Genomic DNA, 13,843 nt, shown 5'->3' on the forward strand with positions numbered 1-13,843 from the left:
TATGCAGTTCCTATGCGAGAGGCGGGCTATTTGATGTACAGCTGGGTCGACATCCGGTTGCCCGGGGCGTTGATCGACTGGTTGCTGAAGCTGAAGGTGCCCTCTTGCTTGCCCTTCAGGTCGAAGACGTACACATAGCCGACGACTTTGGTCCTCACCGAGCAGTCATTGAGATTGCCATTGCTGTACGCACACACCGGCGAGCGCGTGCCGTCGACTTCAAAGCCGTCCAGGGTGACATGGGGCTGACGGCCATAGCCGACCTCCAACACATAGACCTTGATCGTCGGGCCGTGGTCGCAACGCGTCTGCGCCTGCCCCGGGACGATGTCTTCGAAGCCACAGGCCGGCGACTCGACCTTGAGCACCTTGACCTCACTCAAGGGCGGTGCCGACGCGGCATTGACGGCCTGGCCGGGCAAGCATAGGCCCAGCGCGCAGCCCACGACCGCCAACCGCTTTTTATTCAGTTGAAACATAGAGACCTCCCAGAACCGCGCGCAGTATGGCCCACTTGGCGCGTTGGCAAAACATCGACGACGATCGCAGCCACAACGCTACGCTGCTGGTATGATGCGCGGCTTTTTCCGACCCGCAGAAAATTCCCGGGCGCCGCTGGCGACCTGTGCTTTGCTGTTGAGGTCGATACATTCACGGCGCCGGGCGCGCCACGGGGAGCAGACATGCTGGAAAGGCTGTTTCAACTCAAGGCACACAACACCAACGTGCGGACCGAGATCCTGGCGGGCGTCACGACCTTCCTGGCCATGGCCTACATTCTGTTCGTCAACCCGAGCATCCTCGGCGAAACCGGCATGGACAAGGGCGCGGTGTTCGTCGCCACCTGCCTGGCAGCGGCCATTGGCTCCACGGTCATGGGCCTGATCGCCAACTACCCGATCGCCCTCGCCCCGGGCATGGGCCTGAATGCTTTCTTCACCTACACCGTGGTCCTGCACATGGGCCACACCTGGCAAGTGGCGCTGGGCGCGGTGTTCATCTCCGCCGTGCTGTTCTTCCTGCTGTCGATCTTTCGCATCCGCGAATGGATCATCAACAGCATCCCGCTGCCGCTACGCTCAGCCATCGCTGCGGGTATCGGCCTGTTCCTGGCGCTGATCGCCCTGAACAATGCCGGCATCGTGGTGAAAAACCCGGCGACCATGGTCGGCCTCGGCGACTTGAAGCAACCGGCGCCGATCCTCGCGACCCTCGGTTTTGTCCTGATCGTCGCCCTCGAAGCCTTGAAAGTACGCGGCGCCGTGCTGATCGGCATCCTGGCGGTCACCCTTGTCTCGATCCTGATGGGTTTCACCCCGTTTAGTGGCGTCATCTCCGCGCCACCGTCCCTGGCCCCGACCTTCCTGCAACTGGACATCAAGGGCGCCCTGGACATCGGCCTGGTGAGCGTGATCTTCGCCTTCCTGTTCGTCGACCTGTTCGACAACTCCGGCACCCTGATCGGCGTCGCCAAGCGCGCCGGCCTGATGGGCAAGGACGGCCACATGCCGAAGATGGGCCGTGCGCTGATCGCCGACAGTACCGCCGCCATGGCCGGTTCGCTGCTGGGCACCTCCACCACCACCAGCTACATCGAATCGGCAGCGGGCGTCAGCGCCGGCGGCCGCACTGGCCTGACCGCCATCGTCGTGGCGATCCTGTTCCTGCTGGCGTTGTTCTTCTCGCCATTGGCTGCCAGCGTCCCGGCCTTCGCCACCGCGCCGGCTTTGCTGTTCGTCGCCGTGCTGATGACCTCGGGCCTGGCAGAGATCGACTGGGACGACATCACCGTCGCCGCCCCGGTGGTGGTAACCGCCCTGGCAATGCCGTTCACCTACTCCATCGCCAACGGCATCGCTTTCGGTTTCATCGCCTGGACCGCCATCAAACTGGTGTCTGGCCGTGGCCGTGAGTTGAACCCGGCGCTGGTCATTCTGTCGATCCTGTTCGTGATCAAGTTGGGTTGGTTCAACGCATGACATTTGATTCCCAGGCCTATGCCGCCCAGTTACAGGACAAGGTCACCCGCTTGCGTGACCTGTTGGCGCCGTTCGATGCACCGGAACCTGCGGTGTTCGATTCGCCCCTGAAAAACTTTCGCCTACGGGCCGAATTCCGCCTCTGGCGCGAGGCCGGCGAACGGCATTACGCGATGTTTTCCCAGGACGACAAGCGCACGCCGATCCTCATCGAGGAATTTCCCATTGCCAGCCTGCGCATCAACCAGTTGATGCCGCAACTCAAGGCCGCCTGGCAGGCCAGCGCCCCCCTGAGCCATAAGCTGTTCCAAGTGGAGTTCCTGACCACCCTGGCCGGCGACGCGATGATCACCCTGTGTTATCACCGCCCGCTGGACGAGCACTGGCACGCGGCCGCCTCGAAGCTGGCGGCCGATCTGGGCGTCAGCATCATTGGCCGCTCCAAGGGCAAACGCGAAGTGATTGGCCATGACTACGTGGTGGAAAAACTTGAGGTGGGCGGTCGCACCTTCAGCTATCGCCAGCCCGAAGGCGCCTTCACCCAGCCCAACGGCACGGTGAATCAGAAGATGCTCAACTGGGCTTATGAAGCACTGGGCGATCGCAGCGACGATCTGCTGGAGTTGTACTGCGGCAACGGCAACTTCACCCTGCCCTTGGCCACCCGCGTGCGCAAAGTCCTGGCCACCGAAATCAGCAAGACCTCGGTGAACGCCGCGCTGAGCAACCTCAGCGAAAACGCTGTGGATAACGTCACCCTGGTGCGCCTGTCCGCTGAAGAATTGACCGAAGCCTTGAACGAAGTCCGGCCGTTCCGCCGCCTGCAGGGCATCGACCTGAAAAGCTATGAGTTCGGCAGTGTCTTCGTCGACCCGCCGCGCGCCGGCATGGACCCGGACACCTGCGAGCTGACCCGACGCTTCGACAATATCCTGTACATCTCCTGCAACCCTGAGACCCTCGCCGCGAACATCGCGCAACTGAACGACACCCACCACATCACGCGTTGCGCGCTGTTCGATCAATTTCCCTGGACCCATCACATGGAATCCGGGGTGTTGTTGACACGGCGCTAACCACGCCCCCCTGTGGCGAGGGAGCTTGCTCCCGCTGGGCTGCGCAGCAGTCCCAAGCTTTTTGCGGTTGCTGCGCAACCGAGCGGGAGCAAGCTCCCTCGCCACAATTCCAATCACCGGCGATACATGCCTGGGGCACTGTTCGATCATCGAACACTTATTGCCCAATGACCGCTGCTTTATTTGACCAAATTAACCATCTAGTACAATTTATCTCCACCGGCTGAAACCCGCCGACACCAACAATAAAAATGTGGAGAAATTGCGATGCCTCCGATCGTTCTGGTGCTCAACGGCCCGAACCTGAACCTGCTCGGCACCCGCGAGCCGGCAACCTACGGCCATGAAACCCTGGCCGACATCTCGGCCCTGTGTGGCCGCACCGCTGATGAACTCGGCCTGGCGGTGGAGTTTCGCCAGACCAACCAGGAAAGCGAACTGCTGGACTGGATTCACGGCGCCCGAGGCCGGTGCGCCGGTATCGTCATCAACCCGGCGGCCTGGACCCACACCTCCGTGGCGATCCGCGACGCCCTGGTGGCCAGCGAGGTGCCGGTGATCGAGGTCCACCTGTCCAACGTCCACGCCCGCGAAACCTTCCGCCATCACTCCTTTGTCTCATCCGTCGCCATTGGCGTGATGTGCGGGTTTGGCAGCCATGGTTATCGCCTGGCCCTTGAACATTTCAGTCAGCGGTTGAAGGGTTGATGTTTATGTCGAATATCACTGTGCTGGCCGGCCTGATCGGTGCGGGCATCCAGGCGTCTCGCACGCCTGCGCTGCATGAACAGGAAGGCGATGCCCAAGGCATGCGTTACCTCTATCGGCTGATCGACCTCGACGCGTTGAAACTCGACAGCGGCGCCCTGGCCGATTTACTGGTGGCCGCCGAGCGCATGGACTTTACCGGCCTGAACATCACCTTCCCGTGCAAGCAGGCGATCATCCCGCTGCTGGACGAGCTGTCACCCGAGGCCCGTGGCATCGGCGCGGTCAATACCGTGGTGCTGAAGGATGGCAAGCGCATCGGCCACAACACCGACTGCCTGGGGTTCGCCGAAGGTTTTCGTCGTGGCCTGGGGGATGTGGCGCGCAAGCGCGTGGTCCAGATGGGTGCCGGTGGCGCCGGTGCGGCGGTGGCTCATGCGCTGCTGCTGGAGGGCGTGGAAACCCTGAGCATTTTTGACGTCGAAGTCAGCCGCGCCGAGGCACTGGCCAACAACTTGAACCAACACTTCGGCACCGATCGCGCTCGCGCCGGGCATGACCTGCCGACCGCCATGGCCGAAGCCGACGGTTTGGTGAACACCACGCCCATGGGCATGGCGAAACTTCCGGGCATGCCGGTGCCGGTCGAGCTGTTGCGGCGCGCTTTGTGGGTCGCGGAAATCGTCTATTTCCCACTGGAAACCGAACTGCTGCGCAACGCTCGCGCTATCGGCTGCCGTACCCTGGATGGCGGCAACATGGCGGTGTTCCAGGCGGTGAAGGCGTTCGAACTGTTCAGCGGCGTGGCGCCGGATGCGCAGCGGATGCTGGCGCATTTCCAAAGCATGAATCATTAAAGCCTGGTGATAATCCCTTGTGGGCATGACTTGTGGGAGCGAGCTTGCTCGCGATAACGGTCTGTCAGTCGCAATCGATGTTGGCTGATCGACCGCTATCGCGAGCAAGCTCGCTCCCACACAAGCTCCCACTAGGTGTCAGGCTTGCAGATACCGCAACACCGACTCACACACCATCTGCCGATGCCGCTGCTTGACCGCTTCATCCGACAGATCGATCTGAAAGATCTCACCGAACGTCTGGCGGTTGGACACCCGGTAGAAGCAGAACGAGCTGATCAACAGATGCACATCCAGCGGCTCGAGGCCGGCACGGAACACGCCCTCTTCGGCGCCGCGCCGCAGGATCACGCCCAGGGAATCGAGGATGGTGTTGGTCATCGCCTTGATCGCGCCTGACTGCTTCACGTACTCGGCGTTGTGGATGTTCTCGATGCAGACGATGCGCACGAAATCCACATTGCGGTCGTGATGGTCGAAGGTGAACTCCACCAAGCGCCGGATCGCGTCCACCGGAGCCAGTTCCGCCAGGTGCAGGCGGCTTTCGGTGGTGCGGATATCGCCGTAGAGTTTTTCCAGCACCTCGACGTACAACTGCTCCTTGCTGCCGAAGTAGTAGTAGATCATGCGCTTGGAGGTGTGGATGCGCTCGGCGATGGCGTCGACCCGAGCGCCAGCCAGGCCTTGCTGGACGAACTCGACGATGGCTTCCTGAAGAATGTTTTCCCGGGTCTTTTCCGGGTTGTTCTTGCGACTCTTGCGCGGCGTGGCGACAGGTTCGTCGAGCGCTGCGGAAAGCTCTGGATTCATAGTCATTGCGGGGCTCACGGCCATCACTGCACAGGCTGGCGATTATGGGCCGCACCGTGCACTGAAGGAAGCCACGACACCGCCCATTACCGCCACGTTTACGATTTCCCTACAACTTGGCGTGCCGCAAGCCACCACTGCGGGACTTGGCCATGGCGGCCAGGCGCACCGCGACGTTGGCGGCGCCATAACCGGCGTAACCGTTCTTGCGCTGGATGATCTCAAAGAAAAACCGCCCCTCGAACGGCTCGGTGTAGACGTGGAACAGCTCGCCACCTTGGGCGTCACGGTCGTACAACACGTTGAAATAGGCCAGTTCACTGAGGAACTCGTCGTCAAAATCGAAACGCGCCGCCAGGTCGTCGTAGTAGTTGAGCGGGATGTCCAGCAACGGCACGCCCGCCTCCTTGGCCCGACTGACCTGGGCGAAGATGTCGTCGCAATCGAAGGCGATGTGATGCACGCCGGAGCCGCGATAACTCGACAGCGCATGTGAGATCGCAGTGTTGCGGTTCTCGGAAATGTTCAGCGGCAAGCGGATCGAACTGCAGCGGCTGCGCAGCGCACGGCTTTTGACCAGGCCATAGGGGTCGGGCAAGACCACTTCGTCGTCGGCCTCGAAATCCAGCAGGCTCTTGTAGAACAGCACCCAACTGTCGAGGCTGTCGGCCGGCAGCGCCATCGCCATGTGGTCGATGCGTTTGAGCCCGGCCCCGATGACCGCACCCGGTTGCAGGTTGAAATCGGTGCCATAGACGTCGGCCTGCTGATCCACCAGGTAGATCAGGCTGCCGTCCGGCGCACGCACCGCCGCCAGTTCCAGTTCATTGGGCCCCACCAGTCCGCGATAGGGCTGCCCCTTGTAGGCGACGGCCCGCTCCAGGGCGCTGGCACTGTTTTTCACGCGGATGGCGGTGGCGCACAACGACGGCCCGTGGGCTTCAAAAAAACTGTGGGCGAAGGAGTACGGTTCACTGTTGAGGATCAGGTTGATATCGCCCTGGCGCAGCAGGCTGACATTCTTCGAGCGATGCTGGCCGGCCTTGACGAACCCCAACCGTTCCAACCAGTGGGAGAGCTTGGCGCCGAGGTTATCGTCCACGGCGAATTCCAGGAATTCGATGCCGTCGTATTCGCTGGCCGGCGGTGTAGCGAACAGGATGTCGGCATTGCCAACGGCGCTCGCTTCTTCGGCCAGGCGCTGGCGGGTCTTTTCTTCCAGGTACAGCAGCGAGCGCAGGCCGTCGGCGGCATTGGCCCGTGGCGGCGCGGCGCGGAAACCGTCGTTGAAAATTTCCAGTGACAGCGGCCCGGTATAACCACTCTTGATGATCGGTGCCAGGAACCCCGGCAAATCGAACTCGCCCTGCCCCGGGAAACAACGGAAATGCCGGCTCCACTCCAGGACGTCCATGGCCAGGATCGGCGCGTCGGCCATTTGCACAAAAAAGATCTTATCGCCCGGGATCTCAGCGATGGCGCTCGGGTCGCCCTTGAGGGACAAGGTATGGAAACTGTCGAGCAACACGCCGAGGTTGGGGTGATCGGCCTGGCGCACGATGTTCCAGACCTGTTGATAAGTATTCACATGGCGGCCCCAGGCCAGCGCTTCGTAACCGATGCGCAAGCCGCGGGCACCGGCGCGTTCGGCCAGCAGGCGCAGGTCATCGATCAAGATCTGTTCGTCGCCGACGCTGTCGGCCGAAGCATTGCTGCACACCAGCACCAGGTCGGTGCCCAGCTCCTGCATCAAGTCGAATTTGCGCTCGGCCCGCTCCAGGTTGCGCGACAAACGATCGCGGCGGCAGCCTTCGAAGTCACGAAACGGTTGGAACAACGTGATGGCGATGCCCAAGTCGGCGCACATCTGCCTGATTTCCCGAGGGCTGCCATCGTAATAGAGAAGGTCATTCTCGAAAATTTCCACCCCGTCAAAACCGGCGGCGGCAATGGCTTCGAGTTTTTCCGGCAAAGTACCGCTCAAGGACACGGTGGCAATGGAACGCTGCATGACTTCGGCTCCCGGGACAGGCATCGGCTACAGAAGCTGCGCCGCTTTTGAAATTGCTTAGAAGAGTGAGCCGATTATTGAGCTGCCGGTTTCTTTCAGCAATTTAATATGTACCATTCGGTTAGTTTTTTGGGCGATTATCGAACAAAATGCCGATCACCGAATTGACGATTTTTTGCTCACTGCGCACCATCGCTGCACATTGACGCCGGCCCTGATCGCTAAGCTCAATGGACAGACCCAGACCGACCATAAGAATTTCAAAAACGGGTACACGCTATGATTCCTTCCCAAAGTTCCCGCCTGGCCCCTGGCCTGGGTGCCTCCACCGGCAGCGTCGGTGACAAGATCCGCAGCGCCATGGCCGTGGGCAAGACCCGTTGGGGCATGCTCGCCCTGGTGTTCTTCGCCACCACCCTGAACTACATCGACCGTGCCGCCCTGGGCGTCATGCAGCCGATCCTGGCCAAGGAAATGAGCTGGACGGCGATGGATTACGCCAACATCAACTTCTGGTTCCAGGTCGGGTATGCCGTCGGCTTCGTGTTGCAGGGGCGGTTGATCGACCGAATCGGCGTCAAGCGCGTGTTTTTCTGCGCCGTGCTGCTCTGGAGCCTGGCGACCGGCGCCCATGGCCTGGCCACGTCAGCGGTGGGCTTCATGGTTTGCCGCTTCATCCTCGGCCTCACCGAAGCCGCCAACTACCCGGCCTGCGTGAAGACTACCCGGCTGTGGTTCCCGGCGGGCGAACGGGCCGTGGCCACCGGTATCTTCAACGCCGGGACCAACGTCGGCGCGATGTTCACCCCAATGCTGCTGCCACTGGTCCTGCACGTGTGGGGCTGGCAGGCCGCGTTCCTCTGCATGGCGGCGCTGGGCGGGATCTGGTTGCTGTTCTGGGGCCTGAAATACTTCAACCCCGAAGACCATCCCACCGTTAAACAGTCGGAACTGGACTACATCCAGGCCCAGGACGAACCGGACCCGGTCCGCGTACCGTTCTCACGCATCCTGCGCATGCGCGGCACCTGGGCGTTCGCCCTGGCCTACTCGATCACCGCGCCGGTGTTCTGGTTCTACCTTTACTGGTTGCCACCGTTCCTGAACCAGCAATACAACCTGGGCATCAACGTGACCCAGATGGGCATCCCGCTGATCATCATCTACCTCACCGCCGACTTCGGCAGCGTGGGCGGCGGGATCCTGTCTTCGTTCCTGATTGGTCGCGGCCTCGATCCGATCAAGGCGCGCCTGATGTCCATGCTGCTATTCGCCTGCTGCATCATCGGCGTGATCATGGCCGCGGGCTCCAGCAGCCTGTGGATGGCAGTGTTCGCCATCTCCCTGGCCATCGGCGCGCACCAGGCCTGGACCGCCAACATCTGGAGCCTGGTCATGGACTACACGCCCAAGTACATGATGAGCACGGTGTTCGGCTTCGGCGGCATGTGCGCGGCCATCGGCGGGATGTTCATGACCCAACTGGTGGGCCACATCCTCACGATCACCAACAATAACTACACGGTGCTGTTCACGCTGATCCCAGCGATGTACTTCATTGCCCTGACCTGGCTGTACTTCATGGCGCCGCGCAAGGTGCCTACGCTGGAAAACTGACTGTCCACACACTAACGGACAGCGATTCACCCGTGGCGAGGGAGCTTGCTCCCGCTCGATTGCGCAGCAATCGCAAAAAAAGCGAGGGCCGCTTCGCAGCCCAGCGGGAGCAAGCTCCCTCGCCACAGGGTCCGTGTATAGCCAGTGATTACGCCCGTCGCTGTTGCCACGCCGCCGCCAACCCACTCATGCAGATCAAGGCGATGCCCACCACGGTGGTCAGCGTCGGCGTATGGTTGAACAACAACCAGCCCAGCAGCCCGGCAAACACGATCTGGCAATACCCGAACGGCGCGAGCAGCGCCGGGGCGGCGAAGCGGAAGGCCTGGGTCAGCATCAGGTGTGCGGTCATCCCGCAGGCCCCCAGCGCCAACATCATCGCTCCGTGCATCAGGCTCGGCACTTGCCAGAAGAACGGCACCAGCGCGCTCATCACCAAGGTGTTGCACAGGCCGGCGAAGAAATTGCTGGTGGTCGGGCTGTCGATCTCGCTGAGCTTGCGCGTGAGCAGTTGGTAGAAACAGAAAAACAGCGCCGAACAGAACGGCAACAATACCGCCGGGGTGAACAGATCGCCACCGGGATGGACGATGATCAACACCCCGATAAAACCGAAGATCACCGCGATCCATTGACCGCGCGTCACGCGTTCGCCCAACAATGGCACCGACAGCGCGGTCACCAGCACGGGCGCGAGGAAGTTGACCGCCGTCGCCTCCGCCAGAGGAATGAACATCAACGCGGTGGTGAAAAACAGACTGGTGCCCAGCAGGCACAACGCCCGGGCCAACTGCCACAACGGGCGCTTGGTACGCAGCACCCGCAGTCCCGAGCGCGGCAGGAAAATCCCCGCCATCAACAACGTATGCACCACGTAACGCGCCCAGACCACCATGACGATCGGATAAAAACCGGACAGGTATTTGGACAGCGCGTCATGACTGGAGAACAGGAACGTTGCGACCAGAATAAGCACGATGCCCTTGAAAGCCTGATTGACGCCGGAGAGCGGTGTGCTGACAGTCATGAGGAAACCTGCGTTGCTTGATGTTAGGGCCGTGACGCACGTGCAGTTCTTGGGCCAGCGAGCATGCCGATAAGTTCTGAATCCGCAGTGTAATGAAAAATTCCGGCGCCAGGCAGGATCGGCACATCGATGAACCAAAACCCGTGTCCGTTGCCTGACAGCACAAGCGCGGCGCGCACCTTGGGCGCCTGAAAGCTAGACTCACCGCCACAGCAGTCATTTCTCGCAGCGTCATTCAGAGGATTTCCCACATGTTATGGAAAAAAGGTCGCCGCAGTGACAACGTGGTGGACGCCCGTGGTGACGGTGGGGGCGGTGGCGGAATGCGTTTCGGCGGCGGCAAGGGCTTGAGCCTGACGGCCGTTCTCCTGATCGTCGGCATCGGCTGGATCACCGGCCAGGACCCGATGCAGATTCTCGGGCAATTGGCCGGGCAGATGGACCAGTCCGTACCCGCCCCTTCACAGACTCGCCAGGCGCCACCGGCCAACGATGAACAGGCCGAGTTCGTGCGCTCGATCCTCGGCGATACCGAAGACACCTGGGGCCAGGTGTTCCAGCAGGCCGGACGCCAATACCAGCAACCCAAACTGGTGTTGTTCAGCGGTAGGGTCAACTCGGCCTGCGGCCTGGCCTCCTCGGCGACCGGTCCGTTCTATTGCCCCGCGGACCGGCAGGTCTACCTGGACATGAGTTTCTTCAAGGAAATGTCCCAACGCTTCGCCGCCGCCGGGGACTTCGCCCAGGCCTACGTCATTGCCCACGAAGTCGGCCACCATGTGCAGACGCTGCTCGGCGTATCGGCAAAAATCCAGGAAGCGCGCCAGCAAGGCCGGCAGATGGAAGGCGACGGCGGCTTGTTGGTGCGCCAGGAATTGCAGGCCGACTGCCTGGCCGGGGTCTGGGCCAACCATGCGCAAAAACGTCTGAACTGGCTGGAACCGGGGGACATCGAGGAGGCCCTGACCGCCGCCAATGCCATCGGCGACGACCGCTTGCAGCAGCAAGGCCAGGGCCGCGTGGTGCCGGACTCCTTCACCCACGGTACTTCAGCGCAGCGGGTGCGCTGGTTCAAGACCGGCTTCGCCCAAGGCCAGGTCAGCCAGTGCGACACGTTCGCGGCGAAAACCCTGTAGATGAAGTGGGGGGCGTTGATCGGGCTGGTGCTGTGCTGCGCCGTTGCCCAGGCCGAGGAACACGAGGTCAAGGTGGTCGCCCAAGGACGCCTGCAGTTCAAGGGCGGCGCCATGACCGTCGCCGTCAGCCCGCCTCCGGCGTCGATCCAGCGCGTGCTGATCATCCTCCATGGTCGGCTGCGCAATGCCGACACCTACCTGCACAGCGCCGAAAAGGCTGCCGGACAGGCCGGGCAACAGGGCACCACGCTGATCATCGCCCCGCAGTTCCTCAACGAGCAGGACGTGACTCGCCACACATTGCCCAATGAACTGCTGCGCTGGCGGGGTAACGACTGGATGGCCGGTGGCCTGTCCACGGGGCCCAACCCGGTCAGTTCCTTCCAGGTCCTCGACGACATCGTCGCGCGGGTCAGTGACCGGCAGCAGTTTCCCGAAGTGAAGGAGATCGTCATCGCCGGCCATTCCGGCGGGGCCCAGGTCGTGCAGCGCTATGCCCTGCTCGCCCGAGGCCAATACCGAATCGAGCCGCGTTTCGTCATCGCCAACCCGTCGTCCTATGCCTACTTCGATGCACAACGGCCCATGGCGTTCGACGCCGCCAGTTGCCCTGGCTTCAATCGCTGGAAATACGGCCTGCAGGACCTGCCCGCCTATGCCGGCGGACAAACACCTGCTCGGTTGGAGGAAAACTACGTCAAGCGCGACATCGTGTACCTGCTCGGGCAGCAGGACATCGACCCGGAGCATCCGGCGTTGGACAAGGGCTGTGAAGCGCAAACCCAAGGCGCGTATCGGTTACTGCGCGGGCATTTCTTTTTCGACTACCTGACCCGGCGCCATCCCGAGGGGCTGAACCAGCAGCTGATCGAAGTGCCTGGGGTCGGGCATGATGGGGATGGGATGTTCAATTCGCCGGAGGGGCTGAAGGTGTTGTTTGGGCAGTAAGCCTTGTGGTGGCTTATAGGGCCTCTTCGCGAGCAGGCTCGCTCCCACAGTAGATCGGGTGTGGACACCAATTTCGCGACCAACAGAAATCCCCTTGTGGGAGCGAGCCTGCTCGCGAAAGCGATCGATCAGTCCACCAACCTCAAGCCGACAACATCCTCCGCAACTCAAAGCAATCCCGCGCATGCCAATCCGTCAGTTCCGGCCATGGATTGTCCGGCAAGTTCACCAGCACCGTTCGCGCCCCTGCCGCACGACCGCAGTCCAGGTCGAAACGATAGTCGCCCACCATCACCATCGTGTCGGGCGCCACGCTCCAGGCCTCGGCCAGTTTCAACAGGCCGCCGGGATGTGGCTTGGGCGGTGCCTCGTCGCGGCCCAGCACATCTTCCACGGCGAAACAGTCCGCCAGGCCAATGGCCTCCAGCGTCACGTGGGCCAGTTCGCGGGCGTTGCGGGTCAGGATGCCCAGGCGATAGCCGCGCCCGGCCAGCTCTCGCACCAGCTCGACCGCGCCCGGCGCGGGCTTGGAACCCAGCGCCAGGTCCCGCTCGTGTTCCAGCAACCAGGCATGCTTGGTCGCCGCTTCCTCAGCGGGCAACCCTGCCAGATGAGTGAGGATGTCATCTTCGGCCGGAATCGCCAGGGCCACACGGATCGCGGCAAAATCATGCACGGCGATGGTCAGCGTGCCATCCATGTCGAACACCCAGTGACGAACCTCGGCCAGGCTCATGCCCAGTCCTTGCGGTGGCGAATCAGGCCTTCCTGGGTCACCGAGGCCACCAGTTGCCCGGCGCGGTTGAACACGCTGCCCCGCGAAAACCCACGGGAGTTGCCGGCCCACGGGCTGTCCATGGCGTAGAGCAACCAATCATCGGCGCGCAAGTCGGCATGGAACCACAAGGCGTGGTCAAGGCTGGCCACCTGCATGTCCTTCTGCCAGACCGATTTGCCGTGGGGCAACATCGAGGTGGTCAGCAGGCCGAAGTCCGACGCGTAGGCCAGCAGGTATTTGTGCAAGGCCGGCGAATCCGCCAGGGCGCCATCGGCGCGGAACCACACGTATTTCACCGGATCGGCCGGTTGCGGGTTGTAAGGGTCTTTTTCGGTGACCGGGCGCACCTCGATCGGTTTGGGGCACAGCAGTTTTTCGCGCATGTGCTCGGGCAGCAGGTGCGCGCGTTGCTGGGTCAGCTCCAGTTCAGACGGCAGGTTCTCCGGGCCGACGACTTGCGGCATGCTGCTCTGGTGCTCAAAGCCTTGCTCGTCGTACTGGAACGACGCACTGCAGGTAAAGATCGGGTTGCCCTTCTGAATCGCCGTCACCCGGCGGGTGCTGAAGCTGCCACCGTCACGCACCCGGTCTACCTGGTAGACCACCGGCAACGCGGCGTCGCCCGGACGCAGGAAATAACCGTGCATCGAATGCACATGACGCGCCTCTTCCACGGTCTGGCTGGCCGCCGACAACGACTGGCCCAATACCTGGCCGCCGAACAACTGGCGAAACCCCAGGTCCTGGCTGCGACCGCGAAACAGGTTTTCTTCGATCGGTTCCAGGGTCAGCAGGTCGACCAGATCTTCCAACACGTGGCTCATTCAGACTTTCCTCACTCAGCGCAAAAACCGCGCAGTCTACGCTGCGGCGGTGGATCGATAGTGGCCCGGGCC

General features: G+C 62.1%; 13 protein-coding genes. 7 read left to right on the forward strand and 6 right to left on the reverse strand.

The genetic code is table 11. From position 1 onward, the window contains the following. Positions 1–26: 26 nt before the first annotated feature. Positions 27–479 (reverse strand): DUF4879 domain-containing protein, encoded by a 453-nt coding sequence (locus tag AD659_RS23870; protein WP_053125574.1) that lies wholly within the window; start codon positions 477–479, stop codon positions 27–29. 204 nt (positions 480–683) lie between these two features. Here AD659_RS23870 and AD659_RS23875 point away from each other — a divergent pair, with 204 nt between their 5' ends. The 4 genes from AD659_RS23875 (at position 684) to AD659_RS23890 (ending at position 4,620) form a co-directional block, all read left to right on the forward strand. Next, positions 684–1,979 (forward strand): NCS2 family permease, encoded by a 1,296-nt coding sequence (locus AD659_RS23875; protein ID WP_053125575.1) that lies wholly within the window; start codon positions 684–686, stop codon positions 1,977–1,979. Beyond that, positions 1,976–3,055, forward strand: coding sequence for a tRNA (uridine(54)-C5)-methyltransferase TrmA (trmA, locus tag AD659_RS23880; RefSeq protein WP_053125576.1), 1,080 nt, complete (start codon positions 1,976–1,978; stop codon positions 3,053–3,055). Before AD659_RS23875 ends, trmA begins: the two co-directional genes overlap by 4 nt. A 267-nt stretch (positions 3,056–3,322) precedes the next feature. Continuing rightward, the gene (aroQ, locus tag AD659_RS23885; protein ID WP_053125577.1) at positions 3,323–3,763 is read left to right on the forward strand and encodes a type II 3-dehydroquinate dehydratase; all 441 of its coding nucleotides are present in this window, start codon (positions 3,323–3,325) and stop codon (positions 3,761–3,763) included. A gap of 5 nt (positions 3,764–3,768) precedes the next feature. Further along, on the forward strand, positions 3,769–4,620 hold the full coding sequence (locus tag AD659_RS23890) for a shikimate dehydrogenase (RefSeq protein ID WP_172681759.1): 852 nt from the start codon (positions 3,769–3,771) through the stop codon (positions 4,618–4,620). Positions 4,621–4,758: 138 nt separating this feature from the next. Here the strand turns inward: AD659_RS23890 and AD659_RS23895 are convergent, their stop codons facing one another. Further along, on the reverse strand, positions 4,759–5,436 hold the full coding sequence (locus AD659_RS23895; RefSeq protein WP_039594106.1) for a TetR/AcrR family transcriptional regulator: 678 nt from the start codon (positions 5,434–5,436) through the stop codon (positions 4,759–4,761). 103 nt (positions 5,437–5,539) lie between these two features. After that, positions 5,540–7,441 carry a 3-dehydroshikimate dehydratase QuiC gene (quiC, locus tag AD659_RS23900; protein ID WP_053125581.1) on the reverse strand — a complete coding sequence of 634 codons (1,902 nt, stop codon included), beginning with the start codon at positions 7,439–7,441 and terminating at the stop codon, positions 5,540–5,542. 279 nt (positions 7,442–7,720) lie between these two features. On the opposite strand from quiC, the gene AD659_RS23905 reads away from it, so the two are divergent. Further along, entirely contained in the window at positions 7,721–9,058 is a 1,338-nt protein-coding gene (locus AD659_RS23905) for an MFS transporter (protein ID WP_053125583.1), read from the forward strand. A gap of 148 nt (positions 9,059–9,206) precedes the next feature. Here AD659_RS23905 and AD659_RS23910 read toward each other — a convergent pair whose 3' ends face one another. Beyond that, positions 9,207–10,085: a DMT family transporter gene (locus AD659_RS23910; RefSeq protein WP_053125585.1), complete on the reverse strand. Its 879-nt coding sequence runs from the start codon at positions 10,083–10,085 to the stop codon at positions 9,207–9,209. Positions 10,086–10,336: 251 nt separating this feature from the next. Here AD659_RS23910 and ypfJ point away from each other — a divergent pair, with 251 nt between their 5' ends. Both ypfJ and AD659_RS23920 read left to right on the forward strand, forming a co-directional pair. After that, positions 10,337–11,221, forward strand: a complete 885-nt coding sequence (gene ypfJ, locus AD659_RS23915; protein ID WP_053125587.1) for a KPN_02809 family neutral zinc metallopeptidase — start codon at positions 10,337–10,339, stop codon at positions 11,219–11,221. Next, positions 11,222–12,169, forward strand: coding sequence for an alpha/beta fold hydrolase (locus AD659_RS23920; RefSeq protein WP_053125588.1), 948 nt, complete (start codon positions 11,222–11,224; stop codon positions 12,167–12,169). A 142-nt stretch (positions 12,170–12,311) separates the two neighbouring features. Here the strand turns inward: AD659_RS23920 and AD659_RS23925 are convergent, their stop codons facing one another. Continuing rightward, positions 12,312–12,905 carry an HAD family hydrolase gene (locus tag AD659_RS23925; protein WP_053125589.1) on the reverse strand — a complete coding sequence of 198 codons (594 nt, stop codon included), beginning with the start codon at positions 12,903–12,905 and terminating at the stop codon, positions 12,312–12,314. Beyond that, positions 12,902–13,771 carry an acyl-CoA thioesterase II gene (tesB, locus tag AD659_RS23930; protein WP_053125590.1) on the reverse strand — a complete coding sequence of 290 codons (870 nt, stop codon included), beginning with the start codon at positions 13,769–13,771 and terminating at the stop codon, positions 12,902–12,904. Before tesB ends, AD659_RS23925 begins: the two co-directional genes overlap by 4 nt. Positions 13,772–13,843: the final 72 nt, after the last annotated feature.

Source organism: Pseudomonas thivervalensis (assembly GCF_001269655.1).
Taxonomy (GTDB): Bacteria; Pseudomonadota; Gammaproteobacteria; order Pseudomonadales; family Pseudomonadaceae; genus Aquipseudomonas; species Aquipseudomonas thivervalensis.